The sequence below is a fragment of the Paractinoplanes brasiliensis genome (assembly GCF_004362215.1).
Taxonomy (GTDB): domain Bacteria; phylum Actinomycetota; class Actinomycetes; order Mycobacteriales; family Micromonosporaceae; genus Actinoplanes; species Actinoplanes brasiliensis.
This window is the reverse complement of the sequence record NZ_SNWR01000001.1, coordinates 3,390,080-3,416,038: the sequence shown is the minus strand read 5'-3', so window position 1 is coordinate 3,416,038 and position 25,959 is coordinate 3,390,080. Positions and strand designations below refer to the sequence as shown.

At 70.1% G+C, this 25,959-nt stretch carries 22 protein-coding genes; 12 read left to right on the top strand and 10 right to left on the bottom strand.

The window, feature by feature from the left end:
* Window positions 1–387: 387 nt before the first annotated feature.
* From dnaK to C8E87_RS15265, 4 genes are all read left to right on the top strand, one after another.
* On the top strand, window positions 388–2,286 hold the full coding sequence (dnaK, locus tag C8E87_RS15280; RefSeq protein WP_133873718.1) for a molecular chaperone DnaK: 1,899 nt from the start codon (window positions 388–390) through the stop codon (window positions 2,284–2,286).
* A complete protein-coding gene (gene grpE, locus C8E87_RS15275) occupies window positions 2,283–2,939 on the top strand; it encodes a nucleotide exchange factor GrpE (RefSeq protein WP_133873717.1) in 657 nt (218 codons plus the stop codon). The genes dnaK and grpE overlap by 4 nt, the downstream gene beginning before the upstream one ends.
* A 67-nt stretch (window positions 2,940–3,006) precedes the next feature.
* Window positions 3,007–4,206 carry a molecular chaperone DnaJ gene (dnaJ, locus tag C8E87_RS15270; protein WP_133873716.1) on the top strand — a complete coding sequence of 400 codons (1,200 nt, stop codon included), beginning with the start codon at window positions 3,007–3,009 and terminating at the stop codon, window positions 4,204–4,206.
* A gap of 22 nt (window positions 4,207–4,228) precedes the next feature.
* Window positions 4,229–4,663: a heat shock protein transcriptional repressor HspR gene (locus C8E87_RS15265; RefSeq protein WP_133873715.1), complete on the top strand. Its 435-nt coding sequence runs from the start codon at window positions 4,229–4,231 to the stop codon at window positions 4,661–4,663.
* A gap of 40 nt (window positions 4,664–4,703) precedes the next feature.
* On the opposite strand, the gene C8E87_RS15260 is transcribed toward C8E87_RS15265, so the two are convergent.
* The 4 genes from C8E87_RS15260 to C8E87_RS15245 all read right to left on the bottom strand — a co-directional run bounded on the left by C8E87_RS15260 (window position 4,704) and on the right by C8E87_RS15245 (window position 8,239).
* On the bottom strand, window positions 4,704–5,150 hold the full coding sequence (locus C8E87_RS15260; RefSeq protein WP_133873714.1) for a hypothetical protein: 447 nt from the start codon (window positions 5,148–5,150) through the stop codon (window positions 4,704–4,706).
* A gap of 128 nt (window positions 5,151–5,278) precedes the next feature.
* Window positions 5,279–6,487 (bottom strand): cation:proton antiporter, encoded by a 1,209-nt coding sequence (locus C8E87_RS15255; protein ID WP_133873713.1) that lies wholly within the window; start codon window positions 6,485–6,487, stop codon window positions 5,279–5,281.
* Window positions 6,487–6,984, bottom strand: coding sequence for a cation:proton antiporter regulatory subunit (locus tag C8E87_RS15250; RefSeq protein WP_133873712.1), 498 nt, complete (start codon window positions 6,982–6,984; stop codon window positions 6,487–6,489). Before C8E87_RS15250 ends, C8E87_RS15255 begins: the two co-directional genes overlap by 1 nt.
* A gap of 22 nt (window positions 6,985–7,006) precedes the next feature.
* The gene (locus tag C8E87_RS15245; RefSeq protein WP_133873711.1) at window positions 7,007–8,239 is read right to left on the bottom strand and encodes a sugar efflux transporter; all 1,233 of its coding nucleotides are present in this window, start codon (window positions 8,237–8,239) and stop codon (window positions 7,007–7,009) included.
* A gap of 146 nt (window positions 8,240–8,385) precedes the next feature.
* On the opposite strand from C8E87_RS15245, the gene clpB reads away from it, so the two are divergent.
* The 6 genes from clpB to C8E87_RS15215 all read left to right on the top strand — a co-directional run bounded on the left by clpB (window position 8,386) and on the right by C8E87_RS15215 (window position 16,289).
* Window positions 8,386–10,974: an ATP-dependent chaperone ClpB gene (clpB, locus tag C8E87_RS15240; RefSeq protein ID WP_133873710.1), complete on the top strand. Its 2,589-nt coding sequence runs from the start codon at window positions 8,386–8,388 to the stop codon at window positions 10,972–10,974.
* 651 nt (window positions 10,975–11,625) lie between these two features.
* Window positions 11,626–12,471, top strand: coding sequence for a hypothetical protein (locus tag C8E87_RS44585; protein WP_203720973.1), 846 nt, complete (start codon window positions 11,626–11,628; stop codon window positions 12,469–12,471).
* A gap of 72 nt (window positions 12,472–12,543) precedes the next feature.
* Window positions 12,544–14,052, top strand: coding sequence for a hypothetical protein (locus tag C8E87_RS15230; protein ID WP_133873709.1), 1,509 nt, complete (start codon window positions 12,544–12,546; stop codon window positions 14,050–14,052).
* 622 nt (window positions 14,053–14,674) lie between these two features.
* Window positions 14,675–15,070, top strand: coding sequence for a hypothetical protein (locus C8E87_RS15225; protein ID WP_133873708.1), 396 nt, complete (start codon window positions 14,675–14,677; stop codon window positions 15,068–15,070).
* 57 nt (window positions 15,071–15,127) lie between these two features.
* Window positions 15,128–15,505, top strand: a complete 378-nt coding sequence (locus C8E87_RS15220) for an ArsR/SmtB family transcription factor (protein ID WP_014440216.1) — start codon at window positions 15,128–15,130, stop codon at window positions 15,503–15,505.
* A 109-nt stretch (window positions 15,506–15,614) separates the two neighbouring features.
* The gene (locus C8E87_RS15215) at window positions 15,615–16,289 is read left to right on the top strand and encodes a class II aldolase/adducin family protein (protein WP_133873707.1); all 675 of its coding nucleotides are present in this window, start codon (window positions 15,615–15,617) and stop codon (window positions 16,287–16,289) included.
* A gap of 177 nt (window positions 16,290–16,466) precedes the next feature.
* Here C8E87_RS15215 and C8E87_RS15210 read toward each other — a convergent pair whose 3' ends face one another.
* The 5 genes from C8E87_RS15210 to C8E87_RS15190 form a co-directional block, all read right to left on the bottom strand.
* On the bottom strand, window positions 16,467–17,282 hold the full coding sequence (locus C8E87_RS15210; protein WP_239080645.1) for a DedA family protein: 816 nt from the start codon (window positions 17,280–17,282) through the stop codon (window positions 16,467–16,469).
* Window positions 17,283–17,353: 71 nt separating this feature from the next.
* Entirely contained in the window at window positions 17,354–19,843 is a 2,490-nt protein-coding gene (locus C8E87_RS15205; RefSeq protein WP_133873706.1) for a polynucleotide kinase-phosphatase, read from the bottom strand.
* A complete protein-coding gene (locus C8E87_RS15200) occupies window positions 19,840–21,207 on the bottom strand; it encodes a 3' terminal RNA ribose 2'-O-methyltransferase Hen1 (RefSeq protein ID WP_133873705.1) in 1,368 nt (455 codons plus the stop codon). The genes C8E87_RS15205 and C8E87_RS15200 overlap by 4 nt, the downstream gene beginning before the upstream one ends.
* A gap of 42 nt (window positions 21,208–21,249) precedes the next feature.
* Entirely contained in the window at window positions 21,250–21,426 is a 177-nt protein-coding gene (locus tag C8E87_RS15195; RefSeq protein WP_203720974.1) for a hypothetical protein, read from the bottom strand.
* A 41-nt stretch (window positions 21,427–21,467) separates the two neighbouring features.
* Window positions 21,468–22,955, bottom strand: a complete 1,488-nt coding sequence (locus tag C8E87_RS15190) for a hypothetical protein (RefSeq protein ID WP_133873703.1) — start codon at window positions 22,953–22,955, stop codon at window positions 21,468–21,470.
* 171 nt (window positions 22,956–23,126) lie between these two features.
* Here C8E87_RS15190 and fbaA point away from each other — a divergent pair, with 171 nt between their 5' ends.
* Complete coding sequence (gene fbaA, locus C8E87_RS15185; RefSeq protein WP_133873702.1) at window positions 23,127–24,152, top strand: class II fructose-bisphosphate aldolase; 1,026 nt, start codon at window positions 23,127–23,129, stop codon at window positions 24,150–24,152.
* Window positions 24,153–24,245: 93 nt separating this feature from the next.
* Entirely contained in the window at window positions 24,246–24,779 is a 534-nt protein-coding gene (locus tag C8E87_RS15180) for a hypothetical protein (protein ID WP_239080646.1), read from the top strand.
* On the opposite strand, the gene C8E87_RS15175 is transcribed toward C8E87_RS15180, so the two are convergent.
* Window positions 24,741–25,955, bottom strand: a complete 1,215-nt coding sequence (locus tag C8E87_RS15175) for an LOG family protein (protein ID WP_133873701.1) — start codon at window positions 25,953–25,955, stop codon at window positions 24,741–24,743. The genes C8E87_RS15180 and C8E87_RS15175 overlap by 39 nt on opposite strands.
* Window positions 25,956–25,959: the final 4 nt, after the last annotated feature.

Below are 25,959 nucleotides of genomic sequence, written 5' to 3'. Positions count from 1 at the left end.
GTGGGCGGGGCACGCTGGATTCAGTACCCTCGAAGCGGTCTGCTGAATCGGCGGCCATCACGCTGACCTGCGCTTTCTCCTCCGCCGAGCCAGCCGGGGCGGAGGCGGGCTCTTGCGTGGCGGCGGGTGCGGCGGACAGGGCCGACGGACCGACCGCGTCACCGTGCGTCGTCACGGGTAAAGAGTGCCCGATCTATGCATCCGGGACAACAGCGGCCGGTATGCCGTGACCGGACAGGTATCTACCGAACTGCGGGCGGGGCTGTGAGCTGCCTGGCAGTTGCGTCGAGGAGACTCAACTTCGACTTGACGATGTGCGCGCCCGTGGCATCATTGAGTCCGTTGCACTCAACCTTCACTGAGCAACCCCGAAGCGAGGAACCAACCATGGCACGTGCGGTCGGCATCGACCTCGGCACCACGAACTCCTGCGTCAGCGTTCTGGAAGGAGGCGAGCCCACCGTCATCGCCAACGCGGAGGGCTCCCGGACGACCCCGTCCATCGTCGCCTTCGCCCGCAACGGTGAGGTGCTCGTCGGCGAGGTCGCCAAGCGTCAGGCGGTGACCAACCCCGACCGGACCATCCGCTCGGTCAAGCGCGAGGTCGGCACCAACTGGTCGATCGACATCGACAGCAAGAAGTACACCCCGCAGGAGATCTCGGCGCGGGTCCTGATGAAGCTGAAGCGCGACTCCGAGGCGTACCTCGGTGAGACGGTCACGGACGCGGTCATCACCGTCCCGGCCTACTTCAACGACGCCCAGCGCCAGGCCACCAAGGAGGCGGGCGAGATCGCCGGCCTCAACGTCCTGCGGATCGTCAACGAGCCCACCGCCGCCGCCCTGGCGTACGGGCTCGACAAGGGCTCCAAGGAGCAGACCGTCCTGGTCTTCGACCTCGGCGGCGGCACCTTCGACGTCTCGCTGCTCGAGCTGGGCGACGGCGTCATCGAGGTGAAGTCGACCTCTGGTGACAACCACCTGGGTGGCGACGACTGGGACCAGCGGATCATCGACCACCTGGTCAAGACGTTCCGCGGCGAGCACGGCATCGACCTGGGCTCGGACAAGATGGCCCTGCAGCGTCTGCGCGAGGCCGCCGAGAAGGCGAAGATCGAGCTGTCCGCCGCCACCACCACCAGCATCAACCTGCCGTACATCACGGCCGGCCCGGACGGCCCGCTGCACCTCGACATGTCGCTGAGCCGTGCCGAGTTCCAGCGCATGACGCAGGACCTGCTCGACCGCTGCAAGGGCCCGTTCGAGTCCGCGATCAAGGACGCCGACGTCAAGCTGTCCGACGTCGACCACGTCATCCTGGTCGGTGGCTCGACCCGCATGCCGGCCGTGGCCGACCTGGTCAAGAGCATGATCGGCCGCGAGCCGAACAAGGGCGTCAACCCGGACGAGGTCGTCGCCGTCGGCGCCGCCCTGCAGGCCGGCGTGCTCAAGGGCGAGGTCAAGGACGTCCTGCTGCTCGATGTCACCCCGCTCTCGCTGGGCATCGAGACCAAGGGCGGCATCATGCACAAGCTGGTGGAGCGCAACACCACCATCCCGGCGCACCGCTCCGAGGTCTACACGACCGCCGAGGACAACCAGCCCTCCGTGCTGATCCAGGTCTTCCAGGGCGAGCGCGAGATGGCGGCGTACAACAAGAAGCTCGGCACCTTCGAGCTCAGTGGCATCGCGCCCGCGCCGCGCGGCGTCCCGCAGATCGAGGTCTCCTTCGACATCGACGCGAACGGCATCGTGCACGTGTCCGCCAAGGACCTGGGCACGGGCAAGGAGCAGAAGATGACGATCACCGGTGGCTCCGCGCTGCCGAAGGAAGACATCGAGCGCATGATGCGCGACGCCCAGGACCACGCGGACGACGACAAGAAGCGCAAGGAAGAGGCCGAGACCCGCAACCTGGCCGAGCAGCTGCAGTGGCAGACCGAGAAGTTCCTGGCCGAGAGCGGCGACAAGCTGCCCGAGGACAGCAAGAACAAGATCGGCGAGGCGCTGGGCGAGCTGCGGGGCGCGCTCGGTGGCACGGACATCGAAAAGATCAAGTCCGCCCACGAGCGTCTGTCGCAGGTTTCGCAGGAGGCCGGTTCGCTGCTGTACTCGCAGGGTGAGGCCCCGCAGGCTGCTCCTGGCGCCGACGGCCCGCAGGCTGCTCCCGGCGCCGCTGGTGGGACCGGTGCGGCCGGCGCTGCCGGCGCCTCGAACGCCGGCCCGACCGCGGGTGGCGCCGACGACGTCGTCGACGCCGAGATCGTGGAGGACGACAAGAAGTGACCGCCACGGACGACGAGAACGACGGTCGGGCGACCGAGCGGGTCGTCATCCGGGACCGTCGCAAGATCGATGCGAAGGCCGAGTCCAAGGCCCCCACGGCCAAGGGCAAGGCCACGGTCGGCGCACACCGCGCGGCCGAGCCCGAGGACGAGCCCGAGGACGAGGCGACTGTGACCGCCGACGACGCTGAGAAGCCCGAGGAGCCGAAGCCGGCCCTGGGCGCCGAACTCGAGGCGCTGCGGACCGAGCTCGAGGAGCGGACCCACGACCTGCAACGGGTCACCGCCGAGTACGCCAACTACCGCAAGCGGGTCGACCGCGACCGGGGCGCGGCGGCCGAGCAGACCACCGGCGCGGTGCTCACCTCGCTGCTGCCGGTGCTCGACGACATCGACCGGGCTCGCGAGCACGGCGACCTGGTCGGGCCGTTCGCCTCGGTGGCCGAGTCACTGACCACGGTGACCGGCAAGCTGGGCCTGGTGGCCTTCGGCGAGAAGGGCGACCCGTTCGACCCCAACCGCCACGAGGCGGTCGCTCACCAGACGTCCGCGGACGTCACCGAGCCGACCTGCGTCGAGGTCATGCGCCGCGGCTACAGCCTGGGCGAGCGACTGCTGCGACCGGCCATGGTCGCGGTGGCCGACCCGGAGTGATCTCACACGTTCGTCCCGCCTGCCGCTCTGCGGCGGGCGGGACCTGCCGCAGGAGGGGGGAGGCGGGATGAGCTCGAAGGACTGGCTCGAAAAGGACTTCTATGCCGTTCTCGGCGTGCCCAAGTCCGCTCCGACCGACGAGATCAAGAAGGCGTACCGGAAGCTCGCCCGTGATCTGCACCCGGACCGCAACCCGGGCAACAAGGAGGCGGAAGAGAAGTTCAAGGCCGCCTCCGAGGCGTACGACGTGCTCTCGGACGACAAGAAGCGCAAAGAGTACGACGAGATGCGTTCGCTGTTCGGCTCGGGCGCCTTCCGTCGCGGCGCACGGTCCGGTGGCGGCGCGCAGTTCGACCCGTCCGACCTGTTCGGCGGGTTCAGCGGCGCCGGGGCGGCCGGGGGCGGCGCCGGCGACCGGCGCTTCGGCGGCGCCGGCTTCTCGGACATCTTCAGCTCGATATTCTCGGGCGGCGGCCCTGGAGGCGGCGCCGCACGCCGTGGCGGTCCCCGCCGCGGCCGGGATGTCGAGACCGAGGTGACGCTCGACTTCGCGCAGGCCGTGAAGGGCACGACGTTGCCCCTCACGCTGCGCTCGGCCGGCGAGTGCGAGACCTGTCACGGCAACGGCGCCAAACCGGGCACCTCGCCGCGGACCTGCCCGCAGTGCGCGGGCAGCGGTCTGATCTCGCGCAACCAGGGGTCGTTCAGCTTCTCGGAGCCGTGCCGCGACTGCCAGGGCGCGGGCACGATCGTCGACCAGAAGTGCCCGGAGTGCCGCGGCACGGGCGGAGTCACCAAGAACCGCACGATCAACGTCCGGTTCCCGGCCGGGGTCGCCGACGGCCAGCGCATCCGGCTCAGCGGCCGCGGCGAGCCGGGCGATCGGGGCGGGCCCGCCGGCGACCTGTACGTGCAGGTCAGTGTGCGACCGGACGAGTTGTTCGGGCGTACGGGCGATGATCTGACCCTGGTGGTGCCGGTCACCATTGCCGAGGCTGTGCTCGGCACGGATCTGCGCGTGCCGACGCTGGACGGCCCGGTCACCCTGAGGGTGCCGCCGGGCACGCCGAGCGGCCGCAAGCTACGGGCGCGCGGCAAGGGCATCATGCGCAAGAACGGACCACCCGGAGACCTGATCGTCACGGTCGACGTGCAGGTGCCGGGAGGTGTCACGGGGGAGGCCCGGGACGCGCTGGAGCGGTTCGCCAAGCTGACCCCGCCCGCCGGGCGGGAACGGCTCGAGGCTCGGGTGCGCCGGAACAGTTAGGTCGGGGACGAGGAGGTGGATTATGCATGAGGAGATCAGCTTCTCGGTCGAGCAGACCTCCGACGCCAAGGTCCTGATCATCTCGGTGGCGGCTCGGCTGGCCGGGATGCACCCGCAGACCCTCCGGCAGTATGACCGTCTCGGGCTGGTGCAGCCGGGACGGGCCGGCGGCGGTGGTCGCCGGTACAGCGAGCGGGACGTCGCGTTGCTGCGTGAGGTGCAGAGACTCAGCCAGGAGGACGGCGTCAACCTGGCCGGCATCAAACGCATCATCGGACTCGAGCAACTGGTCGCCGACCTGCAGCAGCGGGTGGCCGAGCTCGAGCACGACCTGAACGACGCCTACACCCGGATCGCCCAGCTGGAGAACCCGTACGGCGGACGTGACCTTGTGCGCCAGGAGCGCCCCTCGACAGCACTTGTCGTCTGGCGCCCCAGACGGTCGTCCGAGAGATAAAGGAAACGGCCCCGCCGAGCGGGGCCGTTTTCGCCGCGGGTCAGCGCCGGTTGAACAGTCCGAGCCGCCGGGGGTGCCGCACCAGCCCGCCCTCGATCCAGTCCGAGTACTCGAAGATCTCGGGCCGGCTCATCAGCACGCGGCAGTTGTGCGCCCAGATCGACATCGGCTCGTCACCGACTTCCTCGGCCCGCTCGACGAACTTCCTGAGCCGGCGTTTGCGCTGGCCGGACGCGTTCTGCCGGACGCCGTCGGCGGCGTAGATGTACATGCAGTGCTGCGCGAAGCGGCGGGCCGGACACTGCCTGTCCATGGCCAGCTCGAAGAGGGTGGGCGCGAGGACGTCGCCGGAGATCAGCAGGTCCCAGTCGGGGGGCATGCTGCTCAACGGAACTGCCTCGGGGTGATAGGCCCACGCCTGTAGCTCCTCCGGCCGAGGATCGACCGGATTTGCGAACCCGTAAAAAGTCGACTCACGCACTGCCACGTCGCCGCCCGAGAAAGTCTGATAACAGTCAGTTGTCGGGAGGGAACGGTAGCGCGAAGTTGATGTCCTGCGAAAGTGTCAAGGGCTCACAATCAGATACTGGTCAGTAGCTTAATGCAGCCTGGGGATCAGTCCTCGGCCGTCAGGGGCCGTACGGCGGGCGTTGACGGCTGCCGCCACCTGCGGATGAAGGTCTTGAACCACTCGTAATCGGGCAACCGGGCGAGCAACGGCCCGGACACCACGGTGATCAACACGTACGCCGTCGCAAGCGGAGCGAGCCGCGGTTCGACCCCCGACGCGACGGCCAGCCCGGCGATGACGATCGAGAACTCTCCGCGAGGCATCAGGGCCAGACCCGCGCGCAGCCGGCCGGGCAGCGCGATGCCCACCCGCTTGGCGGCCAGATAACCGGTCAGCACCTTGGTCAGCATCGTGATCACGGCCAGCCCCAGCGCCGGCAACAGCACCGGCGGCATGTCGGCCGGATTGGTCGAGAGGCCGAAGAAGACGAAGAAGACCGCGGCGAACAGGTCACGCAGCGGCGACAACATCTCGGTGGCGTGATGCGCAACCGGGCCCGAGATCGCGATGCCGACCAGGAACGCCCCGACAGCGGCCGAGACGTTCAGCTCCTCGGCCACCCCGGCCACGAACAGGGTCAGGCCGAACACCCCGAGCAGCAGCGCTTCGGCGTCACGGGCCGAGATCAGGGCGCTGATCTGCCGGCCGTAGCGGATCGCGACGACCAGGACGGCGAGCACGGTGATCACCGCGACGGCCAGAGCCTTCGCCCCGCCGATCAATCCCGCCCCGGCCAGCACGGCGGTGACCAGGGGCAGGTAGAACGCCATCGCGAGGTCCTCGATGACCAGCACCGAGAGGATCACGGGGGTCTCGCGGTTGCCCAGCCGGCCCAGGTCGCCGAGGACCTTGGCGATCACGCCCGAGGACGAGACCCAGGTGATGCCGGCCAGCACCAGGGCCGCCCGCCAGTCCCAGCCCAGCAGGAACGCGAACGCGGCGCCGGGCAGGGCGTTGAACAGCGCGTCCATCAACCCGGCGGGGGCGGCCGCGCGCAGGTTGCTGATCAGCTCCCCGGCCGAGTACTCCAGGCCGAGCATGACCAGCAGCAGAATGACGCCCATGGAGGCGCCGATCTCGATGAACTCCTCGCTCGCCGACAGCGGCACCAGGCCGCCGTGACCGAAGGCGAGACCCGCGAGCAGATAGAGCGGGATGGGGGAGAGCCCGATGCTGCGGCCGAGCCGGCCGAGCATGCCGAGGGCGAAGAGCAGGGCGCCGACCTCGATCAGGAGGAGCGTCGTTCCATGCATCAGTCGTCGTCGTCGCCGGCGAGGATGGCGGTGACGCCGTCCAGGCCCGAGCGGGTGCCGACCGCGACCACGACGTCGTTCGCCTCGAAGACGAAGTCGGGCCCGGGTGACGCGATCACCTCACGGTCGCGCATCACCGCCACGATCGAGGCGCCGGTGCGCGTACGGGCGCGGGTGTCGCCCAGCTTGCGGCGCACGAACGGCGAGCCCGCGGGCAGGGCGATCTGCTCGGTGAGCAGGCCGGACGCCTGCTGCCGGAGCCCGGCGAGCTGGCCCAGCATGAGCGAGGCGCCGAGCACGTCGGCCAGCGCCTCGGCCTCGTCGTCGGTCAGCGGGATCGACGCCAGGCACGCGTCGGGGTCGTCGACGTCGTAGAGCACCAGATCACGGCGGCCGTTGCGGTGCGAGACGACGCCGACCGTACGGCCCGAGGAGGTGACCAGGTCATGGCGGACGCCGATACCCGGCAGCGGAGTCTGTTCCACTCGTACACGCACGATCACCACCGTAGCCCAGCCGTCACACGCGTCCACGCAGTAGCGCGGTCTCCGGCACTTCCGGGGCGATCCGGGGGCGGGGCCGGGCGAACAGGATCAGCGCGAGGCCGAGCACGCAGAGAGCCAGATTCAGCCCGTACGCGAGCCGGAAGCCGAAATGCTGGGCCAGGCCGAACGCCGGAGCGGCGAGGACCTGGCCGATCGGGAACGTGTTGGTGATCATCGTGGTGGCTCGTCCAGGGTGGGCCGGCAGCAGATCCTGCATGTACGAGATGGCGAGCCCGCCGACGGCCGCGATGAAGGCGGCGTTGAGCACCTGGGCCGCGGCCAGCACCCAGACCGAGCCGGCCAGCGTCGCGGTCGCCTGGTACGCGATCGCGCAGACCACGCCGAACACGATCAACCCGCGTACGGGGAATCGGGTCGACAGCATGCCGAAGCCGAGCATCAGCGGGATCTCGATCGCGGCACAGAGCCCCAGGATCAGGCCGGCGTCGCGCACCGACCCGCCCAGGTCGTCGCTCACGAACAGCGGCATCGCCTGGACGCCGAGCACCTGCGCGGTCTGCGTGACGGTGAAACCGGCGACCAGCAGCATGATCGTCAAGCGGCCGGCCTCGGGCGCGGGGGCCCGGTCGACGTGCCGGACCTGCGCGGCGGGCGGGCCCACCTCGGGCAGGAAGCGCAGCACGAGGAACGCGACGACCAGGTACATGATCGCGGCCAGCCCGTACGTGTAGGTGAAGCCCCAGTCGGCCAGGACAAGCGCGGCCAGGGGCGGGCCGGCCACCCAGGCAACCGAGAACAGGGTGCGCAGCGAGCTGATGCCCATCGCCGCCCGTTTCGGGTCGCCCTGCTGCAGCACCTGACGGGCGTACGCGAAAGCTTGCGGGAAGAGGATGCCGGCGAGGGCGGTCAGCGTGACGGTGAGCGCGAACAGGACCCAGTAATCACGAACGAAGGCCGTCGCCGCGGCGCCCGCGAACCCGGCCAGCGCGCCCGCCATCAGCAGCCGGCGACGGATCGGGCGGCGGTCGGACAGGCGGCCGACCAGCCACGACATGAGGACCCCGGAGAGCGGGGCGACCAGGAGGAACACGGTGGTCTTGACCGGGCCGGCGTGCACCGCGTCGCTGAGGAAGAGAGCCAGGTAAGGGCCGACGAAGGAGGTGGAGATCCCGACCGCCACGAAAACCAGGGCGAGCGGAAGCAGACGCCGCGACATGCTGTCGTGCGCCGGGGGTTTCACGGCCATGATTCGCCACGGTACGGCGCTCTTCCCGCTGTTCAGAGGCGTCCGTGGCGACCGTCACGGCTGGTTCGCCCCCTTGCGTTGTCGCTCTGGCGCCGCGGGCATAGAGTTGAGTTGAGTACGCTCAAGTCTTCCGAGCAGGGGAGCAGATGAACGCCGAACGCTTGACCACCAAGAGCCGCGACGTGATCACGGGGGCGGTCGCCGACGCCGGGCGGCGCGGTCACGCCACCGTCGAGCCGTGGCACATGTTGCTTTCGTTGCTGGACACCGGCGGCTCCACGGCCCCGGCCCTGTTGCGCGCCGTGGGGGCCAACCCCGCCGACGTACGCCGGGCCGCGCTCCGCTCCGTCGAACAGCTGCCCTCCGCACGCGGCGCCAGCACGGCCGAGCCCAGCCTCTCCCGCGAGTTCGTGAACGCGATCGGCGAGGCCGAGCTCATCGCCCAGCCGCTGCGCGACGAGTACATCTCGACCGAGCACCTGCTGGCCGGCCTCGCCCGCGTCGGCGGCGCCGTCGGCCGTGCGCTCAAGGACGTCGGCGCCACCGAGGAAGCCCTGGTCGCCGCATTCCCGCAGGTGCGCGGGGGCGAGCGACGGGTCACCAACGCCGACCCCGAGCAGACGTACAAGGCCCTCGAGAAGTACAGCGTCGACCTCACCGCGCTGGCCCGCGAGGGCAAGATCGACCCGGTGATCGGCCGGGACGCCGAGATCCGCCGCGTCGTGCAGGTGCTGTCCCGGCGTACGAAGAACAACCCCGTGCTGATCGGTGAGCCCGGCGTCGGCAAGACCGCCATCGTCGAGGGCCTGGCCCAGCGCATCGTGGCCGGGGACGTGCCCGAGACCCTGCGGGACAAGAAGCTCGTCTCGCTCGACCTGGGCGCGATGGTGGCCGGCGCGCAGTACCGCGGCCAGTTCGAGGAACGGCTCAAGAGCGTCCTCGAAGAGATCCGCAACTCCAACGGCCAGGTCGTCACGTTCCTCGACGAGCTGCACACGGTCGTCGGCGCCGGCAAGGGCGAGGGGTCGATGGACGCCGGCAACATGCTCAAGCCGATGCTGGCCCGCGGCGAGCTGCGCATGGTCGGCGCCACGACCCTGGACGAATACCGAGAGCACATCGAGAAGGACCCGGCGCTCGAACGGCGCTTCCAGCCGGTCGTGGTCGGCGAGCCGACGGTGGAGGACACCATCGGCATCCTGCGCGGGCTCAAGGGGCGGTACGAGGCGCACCACCGGGTGCAGATCACCGACGCCGCCCTGGTCGCGGCGGCCTCGCTGTCCGATCGGTACATCAGCGACCGGTTCCTGCCCGACAAGGCGATCGACCTGATCGACGAGGCCGCGTCCCGTCTCCGCATGGAGATCGACTCCCGGCCGGTCGAGCTCGACCAGCTGCAGCGCCAGGTCGACCGCATGCGCGTCGAGAAGCTGGCGCTGGAGAAGGAGACCGACCCCGCCTCCCGCGACCGGCTGACCCGGCTGGAGTTCGACCTGGCCAACCGGGAAGAGGAGCTCACGGCCCTCAACGCCCGATGGGAACGCGAGCGCGGCGGCCTCAACCGGGTCGGTGAACTCAAGAAGCAGCTGGACGAGACGCGCGCCGAGCTGGAGCGGGCGCAGCGCGACGCCGACTGGGAAAAGGCCTCCCGCCTGCAGTATCAGGAGATTCCCGCCCTCGAGCAGGAGCTCGGCACCGCCTCCGCGGCCGACGAGGAGGCTGCGGCCGAGCCGCCGATGGTCAAGGAAGAGGTCGGCGCCGACGACATCGCCGAGGTGATCTCGTCGTGGACCGGCATCCCGGCCGGCCGGATGATGGAGGGCGAGACGGCCAAGCTGCTGCGGATGGAGGAATCCCTGCGCGAAAAGGTCGTCGGCCAGGCCGAGGCGGTGGCCGCGGTGGCGGGCGCGGTGCGGCGAGCCCGGGCCGGGATCGCCGACCCCGACCGCCCGACCGGCAGCTTCCTGTTCCTCGGCCCCACCGGCGTCGGCAAGACCGAACTCGCCAAGGCGCTGGCCGGGTTCCTCTTCGACGACGAGCGGGCCATGGTTCGCATCGACATGAGTGAGTACGGCGAGAAGCATTCGGTCGCGCGGCTCGTCGGCGCCCCGCCCGGCTACGTCGGCTACGAGGAGGGTGGGCAGCTCACCGAGGCGGTGCGACGCCGGCCGTACAGCGTCGTGCTGCTCGACGAGGTCGAGAAGGCCCACCCCGACGTGTTCGACGTGCTGCTGCAGGTGCTCGACGACGGCCGCCTGACCGACGGGCAGGGCCGTACGGTCGACTTCCGCAACGCGATCCTGGTGCTCACGTCGAACCTGGGCTCGCAGACGGCCGACATCACGATGGGCGACGAGGAACGACGGGACGAGGTGCTCGCCGTCGTACGGGGGCACTTCAAGCCCGAATTCCTCAACCGGCTCGACGACATCGTGGTGTTCCACGCGCTGACCCGCGACGACCTGGCCGCGATCGTCGACATCCAGCTCGGGCGGCTGCGGACCCGGCTGGCCGAGCGCCGGCTCACCCTCGACGTGAGCGGGACGGCGATCGACTGGCTGGGCGAGCACGGGTACGACCCGATCTACGGCGCCCGTCCGCTGCGGCGGCTGGTGCAGTCGACCATCGGGGACGCGCTGGCCAAGGCGCTGCTGGCCGGGGAGATCAGGGACGGCGACAGGGTCGTGGTCGACCTGGCCGGCAGCAAGGAAGGGCTGCGGGTCTCGCGCGGCTGACCCCGTACGGGAAAAGGCCCCGGGTTTTGATCTTTCGATCGCCCGGGGCCCCTCGCGTCTTCAGTTGTGTGGATTAACTTGTGGCCGGCCTCTGCCGGTAGGCCTGGGTCATCAGGACGTCGGTGACGACCTGCTCCCCCTTGTCGGACCAGATGCGGATGCCGTCGCGGTGGAGCTGATATCGGACGTCTGTGAATCGGGTCCTCGTGTCGTCATGGTGAACGACGGTCAGAGTGTCGGCGTGGGGCATGGGACTCACCGGTCCTTAACAGGTCTGGGGCCGCCGCGGAGTGGTCACGCGGCCGGCGTAACGGGACTTTCGCCCGGCTCGAACGGTCTGCCTCGGCCCGGATGGCGGGCGGGCGACTCGTGAGGCGGGCAGGCGGCATCGCGGAAGGCCTTTGCTGCCGCGTCGGTGCCACGGGTGAAGTGTAGGGACCACGTTCGACCCGTGTCGCCCCCTGATCGAGCGACCTATTTACGGATAAATCGGGCATCGTCGTCCGATGTTGCCACAAACCTCTCCGATCCGCGGCTCGGTCGCGGATCTGGCGGTCGCCCGATACCGTGAATGGATCAAGATTTGGGGGCATTGTGAGCTTTCCGAGCTACCCAGCCGACAGCGCGAGAACGCGCCCGACCGTCGTGACCGTGGCGGCCTACCTGCTGTACGTGGTGGCCGCGATCCAAGTGATCAACGCGATACTGACCTTCTCCATCGCGAGCAGCCTCACCGACGCCGTCCGTGACGTGTACGCGGGCACGGAGGCCGAGGGGGCCGAGTCGATCGTGAGCATCGCCTTCCTCGGCGGTGCGGTGATCAACCTGCTGCTCGGCGCCGGGTTCGCCGTGCTCGGGTTCTTCGACTCCCGCGGCAAGAACGCGTCGCGGATCGTGACCTGGGTGATCGGCGGCATCTCGCTCTGCTGCCTGGGGATCAACCTCGGCGGGACGGCGCTGGTGGGCAGCATGGACGCCGGCGGCACGACAACCGGGGCGCCCTCGCAGGACGAGGTGCAGCGGCGGATCGAGGAGGCCATGCCCTCCTGGTTCACGCCGGCCACCACCACGCTGACCGTCGTCGCGTTGCTCGCGATCCTGGGCGCCGTGATCCTGCTGGCGCTGCCGGCTGCGAACGACTTCTTCCGGAAGCCGGCGGCCGCGGCGGCCTGGGATCCGTCGGTGCCCTATCCGCCTTACCCGGGGCAGGCGCCGGGCTATCCGCCGGCGCCGGGGCCCTATCCGGGACAGCCCTCACCAGGGCAGCCTTATCCCGGACAGCCTCCCGCCGGGCAGCCTTATCCGGGGCAGCCTCCCTACCCCGGTGGTCCTGGTTCCGGGACGCCCTCGGATCCTGGCTTCGGTGCTGGTCAGCACGGGCAGCCGGGACAGCCCGCGCCTGGGCTGCCGCCCTATCCCGGATCGCCCTCGTCCACGCCCCCGCCGCCTCCCGAGGGCGAGCAGCCGCCGCCCAAGCCGCCCACCGACCCGGCCTGACCGGGTTCGCACCCCGCTATCCGTTGCGTCCGGGTAGGTTCGGGCGCAACGGATCACCGCGGGGAGTCGTCGATGTCATACCCAGCAGTCCAGCCACCGCCGGCCGCGACCGTGCCACCGCCCTCCCCGGCGGGCCGGCCGCCCACGGTGGCCTTCGCGGCCGCCCTGCTCTGGCTGATGGCCGGCGTCGGCCTGGTGTACGCCATCGCGACCCTGGCGATCGTGCCCGGCACCGTCGACCGCTTCCGTGACGTCACCGGCAACCCGCAGGCGTTCCAGCGCTTCGGCGACAACTCCGACCCGGAGTACTACGTCGCCGTGGTCTGGCTGGGCGCCGCGGTCGCCTTGGCCCTGGCGGTCATCGCCTTCGCGCTGTTCGTCGTGGTCGGTCTCTCGCTGCGCCGGGGCAGCAACACGGCCCGCATCACCACCCTGGTCGTCTGCGTCCTCGGCATCCTCGGCGGCGGCGCGGCCGTCCTGACCCTCGCCGCCCAGCAAAGCGGCGACGCGGACCCGTCCTCGCTGGGATCCCAGCTCTCCGACGCCTACCCGGGCGGCTGGATCGGCACCAACGCGGCTCTCGCGGTGGCCCAGATCCTCGGGTACACGCTGGTCGGCATCCTCGTCCTCACCGCGCCGCGCGCCTTCTTCCGCAGGCCCGCGACTCCGGCGTTCGGAGCTTCCCTGCCCGCCTTCGGCCCCGGCCGACCGGTCGGTTACCCGGCCGCCCCCGCCGGTTACCCGGCCGCTGCCTCTGGCGGTTACCCGGCCGGGCACCCGGGTGCCGGGTCTGTGGGCCACCTGCCGCCCGTATTTCCCCCGGGTGCGCCGGCCTCGGCAATGCCGGGCGGCGCCCAGCCGATGTGGGACCCGGCCGGCCCGCAGCATCCTTGGGACCCGCAACCGGCCTCCGGTCATCCGGGTGCGGCCTACCCCGGCTACGGTCCCGCCGGATACCCGGCCCCGGGTTACGCCCAGCCCGCCCCGGACGCGTCTCCCTACGCCCGCCCTGCCGACCAGGCCCCCGATGCGGCGTTCGCGTCGCAGGCCCCCGCGGCCCCGCCGATGCCGGCCACGCCCCCGCCCGACCCTGACTCGCCCTACGCCCGGCCGCAGACCCATGCGGACACGGCCGCGCCGGACCCGGACACCACCACGACGTCACAGAACCCACCGGCCGACCCGAACTCCCCGTACGCCCGCCCGACGCCCGCACCCGCCAACACGCAGTCCGCCCCCGCGCCGCCGGCAGCACCCGTGGCACCGGAAGGGCCCGGTGTTCCGCCATCCGCCGCAGATCGGCCCGTGCCCACAGCAGCACCTGCGCCGCCCGAAGGGGTCGTACCCGTCACAGGTCAGCCCGCGCCGACGACGGACCCCGCGGCGTCACAGACCACGCCGGCAGCGGGTCAGGTCCGACCCGCTGCGGAGGCAGCGGACCTCCCGGCCGGGCCGACGCCGCCCTCCGCGGTCGAGCAGCCGGATGCGGGCGAGGCTTTCGAGGTCCGGCCGTCCGCCGGCGAGGCGACGTCTGGTGAGGCCGACCAGGGAGCCGGCACGCCCAAGCCGCCCACGCCCTGAGGAAACGCCGACTCCAAGGGATCCGATCCGACGACCGTCCGTCCCCTGCAACAGCTCGCCGCGCAAGCCCTCCAGACCGGACTATGCGGCTGCTGAGGCCGGGCCGCCGACCCCTGCCGGTCGGGTCGGGCGGCCCGCCGCTGAGTGGGTAGGGTGTCGACGTCCGGACAAGGCCGGCGGTCCGATGATGAGTTCCGGACACGCGGGGCTCCGATTGTTACCGGCCAGTTACCCCCTCACATTGATGGAGTGACCCCTCACATTGATGGGTATGGGTCACCCGAACGGGTAGCTTTGTTCTCCGGAGACGTCCCTCTATCGGCTGTCCGGATAGCGCGCCGGTGGCCGGTCGGAGGGGGTTTTTCGCTGGATGGGTAAACGTCGCATCCGATGATTCACAGGAGCTTCTCAGCACCTCGACCGGGTGATCTGTCGGGCATCAGGCATGTGACGCGGGGCATAGGAGCTTTGAGCTGCATCGATGTTCCCGGCAACGGGCGAAAGGGACCGCCAAATCTGTAAGGTTTGTTTTTAGATCGACCCAATGCTGTGCGTCAATAGTTACGTTCCGCACCGCCGGGGCGAAAGGTTCCGGTTTCGTTCCAGCCAGTACGCTCGATACATGCAAGCACGCCACGACCTGCGTAAATTCATCACTGAATTGTCCGTCGCGCAGCGTGGCGCCGTGCTTTCATCGGGTCGTGAACTTCTGGCGCCGGGCCGCCCGGTCCAGGGGATCACGTGGGACCGTTCGATGACGTCGTCAGGGCTGGTGCGGGCTTCGGGCGAAACGGATCAGCGGTCCGAAAAAGATCGAGGAATTGACAATGTGGGGCGTCTCACTCCCGGGGCGGGGAGCGAGACCTCGACACGGATGGGCAGCGACCAGACGGCGGCTGAGGCGTTGCAGGAGGCAGAGACCGAAGTCGGTACGGCGGTATCGGTGGGTTCGAGGGCTCGGGAAGCCGGCCACTCCGGACCGACCGACCCGGTGATCGACGTCGGCCTTACGGCCTGAAAGTTAGCCGGTTCGTTCCTGCGCACATGCAGGAGAATCGATGCAGTTGGTGGAAGGATGGAGATCGTGGGAACTGCGTTGGCGGAAATGACAATGCCTCAGATCTCGCCGCTGGCCGGCGAGCCAATTGAACGTGCCGACGCCGAGCGTCTGGCGGGTGTACTCAAGGCCCTCGCCGACCCGGCGCGGCTTCGGCTTCTCAGCCTCATTCAGTCCGCAACGGACGGCGAGGCGTGCGTGTGCGACCTGACGGCTCCCCTGGGGCTGTCTCAGCCAACGGTGAGTCACCACCTGCGGATCCTGACCGAGGCCGGACTGCTCGAGCGGGAGAAGAGGGGCGTGTGGGCGTACTACCGCCTCGTGCCCACCGCAATCGCGACCATCGCGGACCTGTTGACCCCGCCTCGCAAGCGGGCCACCAAGAAGGCGCGCTGACCGCTCCGCAGGGAATCGCCTGGCGTCACCGGCATCACGTGGGGCGTGACGCCAGGCAGCAGACCCTCTCCGCCTCCAAGTCCACCCCCAGGACCTTCAGGAGTAACGGGTGAACTACGTCCACGGCGATCTGCGCGACCAGCTCGCGTTCGTGGGTTTCGATGTGGTCCAGGCGGGCCTGGTCGCCGGGTCGGGCGGGAACCTTTCCGCTCGCATCCCCGACGAGGACGCCATCTGGGTCACCGGCGGCGGTTCGTGGATGGGCCGGTTGAGCCGGGCCACTTTCGCCGCCGTACGGATCTCGGACGGCTCGCCCGCGACGGTCGGCAACGTGCCGCCGCCCGCGATCGAACCGACCAGCGAACTCGCGCTGCATCTGGCGTTGTATCGGGCGCGCCCCGACGTCAACGCCGTCATCCACCTGCATCCGCAGACCGCACTGCTGCTCGATGCGCTGGGTGAGCACATTCGCATAGTCACCACCGACCACGCGTACTACCTGCGCCGGGTCTCGACAGTTCCGTTCCGGTTGCCCGGGACGACCGAGCTGGCGGCGCTGACAGCCGCGATGGCCGCCGACGGCACCGACTGTCTCGTGCTGAGTCAGCACGGGTGCGTGGTGCTGGGCGACTCGATCGAGATCGCGCACAAACGCGCACGCAACCTCGAGGAAGCGGCGGAGCTCACCTACCGGGCGCTCGCCGCGGGCCGCCTGGAAAACCTCCGTGACTGCCCCGAGGAGTTCCTCGACCGCTTGTACGGCTCCAGCGCCGTCACAGTCTGACCTCAGCCCGGCCGCTCGCTGCCCCGCCCCCGACGGGCACGAGCGAACGGGCCGGCCCGGGCCCGGCCCGGACCGTGACCTGCATCCCCACCAACGGGCCCGATCAGGCCCGCAAACACCGACGCCCGGCCACCCCGCAGAGGGGTCGCCGGGCGTTGTGCGTGGGTGGGCTCTGGGTCAGGAGCGGCGGTGGGAGCGGGGGGTGCGGTCGTCGTCCTCGTCCTCGTGGCGGGCGGCCTCGACCAGGCCGGCGATGCTTGCTGCGGCCACGACGCCGATCGCGGCGGACGGCTCCGGCGGCGCGGACGGTCCGGCCTTCTTCTTGTGACGTCGCTCACGCAGCACCTCGATGATGATCGGCAGCAGCGAGATGAGCACGATCAGCGCCACCACCGGCAGGATGTACCGGTCGATGTGGTCGCCGATGGCGTCGTAGATCTGCTGCGCCAGCGCGTGCCCGACGATGATGATGCCGTCGGTCCACAGGATCGCGCCGACCACGTTCCACAGGAAGAACGTCTTGGCCGGCATGCCGAGTGTGCCCGCCACCGGGTTGAGGAACGTGCGCACGATCGGGATGAAGCGCGCCAGCACCACCGCCTTGGCCGGGCCGAACTTCTGGAAGTAGTACTCCGCCTTCTCGACGTACTCCTTCTTGAAGAGCTTCGACTCCGGCTTGTCGAACATGCGCGTGCCGTAACGCGCTCCCAGCCAGTGGCCGAGCTGGGCGCCCATGATCGCGCAGATCGGGGCGCCGATCAGCAGGCCCACGTACGAGAGCTGGGTGCCCTCGCCGAAGATCGAGTCGGCCACCGGGGAGGCGGCGACCCCGGCGAGGAACAGCAGCGAGTCGCCCGGGAAGAAGAACCCGACCAGCAGGCCCGTCTCCGCGAACATGATCACCCAGACCCCGATGAGGCCGAAGGTGTGCAGCAGATCCTTCGGATCCATGGGGTTGAAGGCGAGGTTCTCGCCCAGAGCGCGGATATCCACGAGGAGTCAGAGTACCGGCAGATTGATACACCTCTGAGAGCCGTTCGTGAGCGAAGACCCGGCCAAAAGGCTCACAGCCGCGGGTCCACCGGCTCGGACTCGGTGGCCAGGATCGCGAAGACCACCTCGTGGACGCGCCACAGCGGCGCACCCTCGGCGAGCCGGTCGAGCGCGGCCAGCCCCATCCCGTGTTCCCGCAGCGCCATGTTCCGCTTGCGCCCGAGGTTGCGCCGGCGCAGGCGCTCCAGCTGTTCGGGCCGGGTGTACTCGGGACCGTAGATGATCCGCAGGTATTCGCGGCCGCGGCACTTCACCCCGGGCTGGATGAGCCGGCCCTTGGCGTCGGTCGCCTTGAGCCCGGTCCACGGCTTGACCACCATGCCCTCGCCGCCGGTCGCTGTCAGCTCCAGCCACCACTGGGTCGCGGCCGCCTCCGACGCCGGGTCGGCCACGTCGACGATCATGCGCCGGGTCGGGGTGAACAGCTCCGGGTCGGCCGCGACGAGCCGGTCGGCGAGAGCCAGGTGCCAGCCGTGGTCCCGATCCGCGTACGAGATCCCGTTGCCGGCCAGAACGGCGAACGGCGCCAGCGTGACCCCCTCGAGCCCGTCGGTCGGTTTCACGTACGAGCGATAGGCCGCCGTGTAGCCGTCGATCTCGGCCGACCGCAGTGCGAGCCGGTCCCGCAGCCCCGCCACGTCGAGTCCGCGCGCGGCGACCCGGTCGACCACGTCGAGGGCAGCAGGCAGCGCGGCCCGTCCGGCGGCGCCCACTCCGGCGTACCGGTCGCGGATCAGCCCCGCCGCCTTGGCCGACCACGGCAGCAGCTCCGCGTCGATGAGCAGCCAATCGGTCGCGAGTTCGTCGAAGAGCCCGGAGCAGGCGGCGCGTACCCGGTCGAGCAGGGGCTGGTCGAGTTCCGGTCCGAAGAACGGCCTTCCCGTACGGGTCCAGATCGCGTCCCGGTCGCTTCCCGCGCGCGACACCCGTACGACCGCCCGCGAACCCATGTGTTTCTCCTCGCACACGACCCGGGTGACGCCGGCCGAACGCATGTCCTCGAACGCCGTCGCCGGGTGTTCGAGGTAGCCCTCCAGCGTCGACGTCGAGCACGGCGCCATGGTCGGCGGCAGCCACACCAGGGTGGCCGGGTCGAGCGCGAACCGGCTCATCACCTCGAGCGCCGCGGCCGAGTTCTCGGCGGCCACGGTGACCCGCCCGTACCCGTAGTCCAGGTGCCGCCGGCCGGTGACATCCGAAATGTCCAGTTCGGAGTCGGGGCGCTCGGGCGGCAGCAGCGGCCGCACCGGCGCGTAGTACTCCCGCGCGGCCGGCACCGACACCAGCTCGCGGGACGGCCAGCGCAGCGCCGTCAGCGAGCCGCCGAAGACGCAACCGGTGTCGAGGCAGATCGTGTTGTTGATCCACTCCGGCTTCGGTGTCGGGACGTGCCCGTAGACGACGGCCGCCGACCCGCGGTAGTCACGCGCCCACGGGTAGCGCACCGGGAGCCCGTACTCGTCGGTCTCGCCGGTCGTCTCCCCGTAGAGCGCGAAGCTGCGCACCCGCCCCGAGGCCCGCCCGTGATACGCCTCCTTGAGCCCGGCGTGCGCCACCACGAGGTCGCCCCCGTCGAGCACGTAGTGGCTGACCAGGCCCTCGATGAAGGTCTTGACCGAGTCCACGAAGTCCGGGCTTTCCGACGACAGCTGCTCGAGCGTCTCGGGCAGCCCGTGGGTGAGCTGCACGTTGCGCCCGTTGAGCTTGCGGGCCAGTTTCTGCTCGTGGTTGCCGGGCACGCACAGCGCATGCCCGTTCGCGACCATGCCCATGACCAGGCGCAGCACGCCCGGGGAGTCGGGGCCCCGGTCGACCAGGTCGCCGACGAAAACGGCCGTCCGGGACTCGTGCGCGGCGTCGACCGGGCGCCCCGAGCCATCCCGTACGAGGGTGTAGCCGAGCCGTTCGAGCAGGGTCTCCAACTCGGCCCGGCAGCCGTGCACGTCCCCGATGATGTCGAACGGGCCGGTCACGTCCCGCTTGTCGTTGAACAGCCGCTCGTAACGGATCTCGGTGGCCGCGATCGCCTCGGGTCCGCGCAGCACGTGCACCTTGCGGAATCCCTCGCGAGCCAGCGAGCCCAGCGAACGCCGCAGGTCACGGTGCATGCGGGTGAGCACCGGGCGGCCGAAGTGACGGTCGGCCCGCGCCTCGGTGCGTTCCCAGGCCAGCGCCTCGGGCACGTCGAGGACGATCGCAACCGGAAGCACGTCGTGCTCGCGGGCGACCCGCACCAGCTCGGCCCGGCCGTGCGGCTGCAGGTTGGTCGCGTCGACCACGGTCAGCCGGCCCGCGGCGAGGCGCTTGCCCGCGATGTAGTGCAGCGCCTCGAAGGCGTCGGACGAGGCGGACTGGTCGTTCTCGTCGTCGGCGATCAGGCCACGGAAGAAGTCGGACGAAAGCACCTGCGTGGGCTTGAAGTGCGTACGGGCGAAGGTGGATTTCCCCGAGCCGGAGATGCCGACCAGGGCCACGAGCGCGAGTTCCGGAATCTCGATCATGCCGGGGTCACCTCCAGGGAGAACAGGGCGAGCTGGGTCGGGGAGCCGGCCGCGGAGTCGTCGCCGACGGGATGCAGGGAAACCGCATAGCCGTACGTCGAAGCGACCCGCCCGGCCCAATCGGCGAACTCGGCCCGCGTCCACTCGAAGCGGTGGTCGGAGTGCCGCAGCCCGGTCAGGCCCTCGTAGTTGACGTTGTACTCGACGTTCGGCGTGGTCACGATCACTGTGCCGGGACGCGCGTGGCCGAACACGCTCGACTCGAGCGCGGGCAGCCGCGGCGGGTCGACGTGCTCGATGACCTCCATGAGCACGGCCGCGTCGTAGCCCCGCAGCCGATCGTCGCGGTACGTCAGCGCGGTCTGCCACAGCTTGAGACGGGCCCGCTGCCGCTCGGACAACCGGTCGAGCCGCAGCTTGCGAGCCGCGATCTCGAGCGCCCGGGCCGACACGTCGGTGCCCACGATCTCGGTGTAGCGCCTGTCCTTGAGCAGGGCGGTGAGCAGCGCGCCACCGCCACAGCCGAGGTCGAGCACGCGGGTGGCGCCGGCTTCGGCCAGGGCGGCCAGCACCGCGTCGCGTCGCTGCTCGGCCAGCGGCTGCTTGCGTACGACGGGAAGTTCCGCATCTTCCTCGGCCGGTGGCTCCTCGGCGTCCTCACCCTCCAGCTGCTGCAGGGCCGTGGTGGTCAGGGCGCGCTTGTGGGCCAGGTAACGCCGGGCGATCAGCACCTTCTCGGGGTGGCCCGCGAGCCAGCCCGCGCCCGAGCGCAGCAGCTTCTCGATCTCGTCGGGCGCCACCCAGTAGTGCTTGGCGTCGTCGAGCACGGGCAGCAGGACGTACAGGTGGTTGAGAGCGGCGGACAGCGTGAGCTCACCGCTCAGCTCGAGCTCGACGTAGCGGCTGTCACCACCCAGCGCCGGCTCGAGCGGGATCGCGGTGGCCGTCACGCTCCAGCCGAGCGGCTCGAACAGCTGGGCGGCCAGTTCGGACGAGCCACGCAGCACGGGAACGCGGATCTGCAGCGGCAGGGGAGTCGTGACCAGCTCGGGACGGTCCTTGGAGGCGCCGCGCAGCGCGCTGCGGAACACCTTGGCCAGCGCGCTCGCGAGCAGGCTGGACGCCGCGTACGGCCGGTCGTTGACGAACTGGCCCAGCTCGAAGGCGTCCTGACGGCCACGCAAGCGCTGCGGGTCGACGTCGAGCAGCAGCGCCGCCGTGCACCTGTCCTCGGTCGCCTCGGGGTACATCACGTACGCCGTACCCGTGGGCACGTCGAACGAATGCACCCGGTCGGGATGCTTGACCAGCAGATAACCGAGATCGGTGGCCGGCGGGCGCGTGGTCGTCAGGGTGAGAAGCACGCCCTAGATGATGAGCGCTCGCCCCGATCCGGGCGACCGATATCAGCGGTACTCGTCCTCGTCCTGGACGACCTCGTTCTGCTCCTGCGCGTCCCACTCGGGCGTCTCGACGCCGGGCGGGTTCGGCGCACGATCGTCGTCGTCGGGAACGACGTCGGTCCACTGCTCGGCGGCGTCCGCCTCCGGCGTTTCCAGGCCGACGTTGCGCGGCTGCGTCATAGGGGTGCGTCCTTCCGATCGCGGTCCGGCCAACATTCCCCTCAAGCATGCTCGCAAACCGGCCGCCGGGCACACACTACGGTCAGCACAATTCCCGCCACGAGCAGCAAGAGACCGATCACCGCCGTCCGGCCCACGCCCGGCCCGGTGATCGGCAGCGCCACGGCGGCACACGTGGCGCCGTCGACGTTCACGGACAACGGGGCGGAGCTCAGCGTGCCTCCGCCGACCCCGCCGATCACGACCCGGCCGGGTTCTCCGCACGCGGTCGTGACCTCGATCTCGACGGGAAAGGTGACCCGCTGCCCGGCGGCCAGGTCACCCTCCATCTCGACCTGGCAGTAGCCGTCGTCGCAGTCCAGCTCGCTCCGGTTCGCGACGTTGGCCGGCAGTTCGACGACAGCCGTCAGCGCGTTGTTGGGGAAGAGGCTGGGGCGGAAAGTGCCCGGCCCGAAGTTCTCCAGCCCGGCTCGCAGGGTCAGGTGATCGCCGAGGGTGGCGGTGCTCCGGACGCCGGCCGCGGCGATCGCCGGTCGCCGGGTGCCACCGACCCGGAGCTCGGTGAAGACGAAATCGTTCGTGGTGGCGACGTCGGTCTGCGGGGTGCTCCGGGCGGCGGTGACCGGCTGCAGGGTCAGCGGGGCGCCCGTGCCCGCCGCGCCGTAGTCGTCGAATCCGTGGTCCTCCAGGTCGGCCTGGGTGAACCACTGCGAGGCCACCACCGCGGCGCTGCCGGGAACCGTGTCGGCCGGCGGCCGCAGCACGAGCGGTGACGAGACGGCATAGGCCTGCCCGGACGCGAGCGAGGCGTCGAACGAGCACACCATGGCGTACCCGTAGCGGCAGTTCCGGAACGACGTCTTCCGGAGCAGCCGTGGGTCGGCCTGGACGGCCAGGACGACGCCGGTGGCCAGGGCGGATCCGTCGTTACGGACCTGCGGGCGGAATTGGGCGGCCCGCCCCGGCAACGCCTTGACGACTCCGCGGCCGGCCGCCACGAGGTCGACGCCCTGGCCCACCTGGATCAGGGACCGGGTGGTGCTCTCCGGGCCGTTGTCGACTCGCGTGGCCACCGTGACCGTCGCGCTGTCGCCGGCCTTGGCCGACTTCTTCGCCGTGACGGTGAGGGTCGTCGGCATCTGGAACAGCTCGTCCGACAGCGTCGATGTCCAGGAGCAGACAACCCTTTCCCCCGTACGGCGGCAGAACCGTTCCTCGCTGCTCCGGGTGGTGGTGGCGAGGGTCCGGGCGAGGCTCGCGGCGTCGGTGTAGCCGGGACCGGCCGCGACGTCGGCGAAGGCGGTCGCCCCGCCCAGGTCGATGGTCGCCTCCAGCCGGTGCGGCGTGCCCGGCGTGACGTTCCGGATGGTGATCGTGAGGGCCGTGCTCTTGGGCGGGCCGCCCGGGGCCACCGTGATCCGGCCCAGGCGCGGCTCGGTCACGGGTTCGGCCGCCGCCGCGGTTGCCGGGTTCGGCGGCAGCAGAGGCAGGAACAGCAAGACCGCGAGCGCCCGGCAGAACGATTGCATGCACGGAGCGTAAATCGCCCTCTATGTCGGGTGCGCCGGATTCCCTGGAAGGTTCCGGGGTCATTTCCCATCGTCGCAGCGCCTACGGAATACTGGCTAGCTGGAGGACAGCGCGGTCCTGCCCTCTGTCTCCGGCAGTCGAAAGCTAAGCAAAGAGCAAGGAGCGCACCGATGCCCATCGCTTCTCCCGAGGTCTACGCCGAGATGCTGGACCGCGCCAAGGCCGGCGCGTTCGCCTATCCGGCGATCAACGTGACGTCCTCGCAGACCCTCAACGCGGCGCTGCAGGGCTTCGCCGAGGCAGGCAGCGACGGCATCGTCCAGATCTCCACCGGCGGCGCCGAGTACGCTTCCGGCCCCACCGTGAAGAACATGATCACCGGTGCGGTCGCGCTCGCCGAGTACGCCACCGAGGTCGCCAAGAACTACCCGGTCAACATCGCGCTGCACACCGACCACTGCCCGAAGAACAAGCTCGACGGGTACGTCCGCCCGCTGCTCGCGCTGAGCAAGGAGCGCGTCGCCAACGGCAAGGCGCCGCTGTTCCAGTCGCACATGTGGGACGGCTCGGCCGTGCCGGTCGAGGAGAACCTGCAGATCGCCGAGGAACTGCTCAAGGACGCCGCGGCCGCGCACATCATCCTCGAGATCGAGGTCGGCGTGGTCGGTGGCGAGGAGGACGGCGTCTCCGCCGCGATCGACGACAAGCTCTACTCGACCGTCGAGGACGGCCTGGCCACCGCGGCCGCCCTGGGCCTGGGCGAGAAGGGCCGCTACATGACGGCCCTGACCTTCGGCAACGTGCACGGCGTCTACAAGCCGGGCAACGTCAAGCTGCGCCCCGAGATCCTCAAGGAGATCCAGGACGCGGTCGGCGCCAAGTACGGCAAGGAGAAGCCGTTCGACCTGGTCTTCCACGGTGGTTCGGGCTCACTGCTCTCCGAGATCCACGGCGCCCTGGACTACGGCGTGGTCAAGATGAACATCGACACCGACACGCAGTACGCGTTCACCCGCCCGGTGGTCGACCACATCATGAAGAACTACGACGGCGTCCTCAAGATCGACGGCGAGGTCGGCAACAAGAAGGCGTACGACCCGCGCGCCTGGGGCAAGCTGGCCGAGGCCGGCCTGGCGCAGCGCGTGGTCGAGGCCTGCGAGCACCTGCGCTCGACGGGCACCACCCTCGCGAAGTAATCATGCGACGACGGTCGGTCCCCATCCCGGGGGACCGGCCGTCTTCGTGTTGCCGGGTTACTCAGCGGTATGTATACGATCGATCCTTCCCCGGTGAGGAGGATCAAGATCGTGCTCGGCATCGAGGGTTATGAACCCGAATGGCACCATGATGCCGACGCGCTCGCAGCCGTTCACCGCACCCGGTTTGTGCGGCTCATCGGGCGTAAGTTGCGATCAAGCTGGCTGATGTGGGACATGGCCGAGCGGGGCTGGTTCGCCGACGGCCCGGTGATCCTCGACTTTGGAATCACCCACGTCGAGATTACGCATCGTAAGTTCGACGAATGCGCCATCACCTGGGACCAGATCGACCTCAACGTGCCGATCGACTGGTACGAGCACTTCGACTGGCGACCCGACCCGCACGCCGCCCTGCGCCACGCCCGCGGCTGCGTCCTGCGCGCGGTCAACATCATCGAGCTGGTCACGGTGGCCGAGTGGCGGCCCCGGGTCCTGCACGCCGTCGAGTTCCTGTTCGACGGCGCCCGGCTCGCGATCTACAACGCGATGGACGAGAACGGCATCACCGACGTGCCCGAGGACGAGCTACCCGTGACCAACTGGCGGCGCGTCCACGTCGCCTGACCCGGCCGCCAGGGCGTTCATCGCCTCGTCGAGCGAGTCGGTGACCACGATCAGGTGCGACTGATCCCCGTACGGGCTCTTGGCCAGCAACGGACGCAGAAGCTCCTCCACCGGCAGCTGCCGCCAATGCTCGACGCCGAGGAAGACGAAAGCGCCGGACGGCCCGTCGGTGCGGTAGAACGTCTTCGTCGCCGCCTGGAAGATCTCCTGCACCGTGCCGGCCCACCCCGGCGCGAACACAATGCCGCCCCGCGAGAGACGAAGGATCGAATCCTCCCGTACGGCGTTGGAGAAGTACTTGCCGATCTGCCCGGCGAACAGATTGGCCGGCTCGTGGCCGTACAGCCAGGTCGGCAGGGCCAAACCGCCATGCCCCAGAGCCGGGGTGGCGGGATACTTCGCTCGTACGGCGAGGGCCGCCGCAGTGTACGGCTCGTGATCGGCGAAATGCGGCGCGGCCGACAGCTGCTCGATCGCCGCCTCGAGCTCGTCCGCCGTACGGGTCGAGAAGTACGCCCCCAGGTTCGCCGCTTCCATCACCCCCGGACCGCCGCCGGTCACCACCAGCCGACCAGCCGAGGCGAGCCGCCACGACAGGTTCGCCGCCATCCGGTACGCCGCCGAGCCGCGTGCCGCCGCGTGCCCGCCCATGACCCCGACGGCCCCGGCCCGGCCGTTCTCCTGCACCCACGCCGCCAGCGCCTTGCCCAGCGCGTTGTCGATGCCCGCGTCGTGCAGCCGCTGCGCGATCGCCTCGCGGATGTCGGGCGCCGCGCCGCCGTGCGCCAGGAAATGGTCGTAGATCATCGTGTCGTACATGCCGGCGAAGCCCCCGGTGGCGAACCCGAACGACAGGTCCTCCGGCGTGTACAGCGTCGCCGGGTGGGTCGGATAGGGCCGCGCGGTGAACGGCGGGATCACGTGCGCCCCACGCCGGATCAGATCGATCTCGACGTCGGCGTCGGCCAGCCGGCAACCCACGAACAGGGCGCCCCGCACCTCGACGTCGGTCAGGTCGGGCGGGTCGAGATCGAGCCGGAGCCCCAGGATCACCAGGTCGGCCAGCGACTTCTCGGCCAGATGGTGATCGAGCTCGGCCCGCGATTCGACCTCGGAGGCGGTGGCGTCGAACGGAACAGGGCCGCCGAGCACGGGCTGGAGAGGGTCGCCGGGCATGACC

Coding starts and splice junctions, on each gene's coding strand:
- C8E87_RS15190 (WP_133873703.1), bottom strand. CDS start 22,955: ATGCAATCGTTCTGCCGGGCGCTCGCGGTCTTGCTGTTCCTGCCTCTG.
- dnaK (WP_133873718.1), top strand. CDS start 388: ATGGCACGTGCGGTCGGCATCGACCTCGGCACCACGAACTCCTGCGTC.
- C8E87_RS15225 (WP_133873708.1), top strand. CDS start 14,675: ATGCAAGCACGCCACGACCTGCGTAAATTCATCACTGAATTGTCCGTC.
- C8E87_RS15255 (WP_133873713.1), bottom strand. CDS start 6,487: ATGCATGGAACGACGCTCCTCCTGATCGAGGTCGGCGCCCTGCTCTTC.
- C8E87_RS15265 (WP_133873715.1), top strand. CDS start 4,229: ATGCATGAGGAGATCAGCTTCTCGGTCGAGCAGACCTCCGACGCCAAG.
- C8E87_RS15195 (WP_203720974.1), bottom strand. CDS start 21,426: ATGACGCAGCCGCGCAACGTCGGCCTGGAAACGCCGGAGGCGGACGCC.
- clpB (WP_133873710.1), top strand. CDS start 8,386: ATGAACGCCGAACGCTTGACCACCAAGAGCCGCGACGTGATCACGGGG.
- C8E87_RS15175 (WP_133873701.1), bottom strand. CDS start 25,955: ATGCCCGGCGACCCTCTCCAGCCCGTGCTCGGCGGCCCTGTTCCGTTC.
- C8E87_RS15220 (WP_014440216.1), top strand. CDS start 15,128: ATGGAGATCGTGGGAACTGCGTTGGCGGAAATGACAATGCCTCAGATC.
- C8E87_RS15245 (WP_133873711.1), bottom strand. CDS start 8,239: ATGGCCGTGAAACCCCCGGCGCACGACAGCATGTCGCGGCGTCTGCTT.
- C8E87_RS15205 (WP_133873706.1), bottom strand. CDS start 19,843: ATGATCGAGATTCCGGAACTCGCGCTCGTGGCCCTGGTCGGCATCTCC.
- fbaA (WP_133873702.1), top strand. CDS start 23,127: ATGCCCATCGCTTCTCCCGAGGTCTACGCCGAGATGCTGGACCGCGCC.
- C8E87_RS15230 (WP_133873709.1), top strand. CDS start 12,544: ATGTCATACCCAGCAGTCCAGCCACCGCCGGCCGCGACCGTGCCACCG.
- dnaJ (WP_133873716.1), top strand. CDS start 3,007: ATGAGCTCGAAGGACTGGCTCGAAAAGGACTTCTATGCCGTTCTCGGC.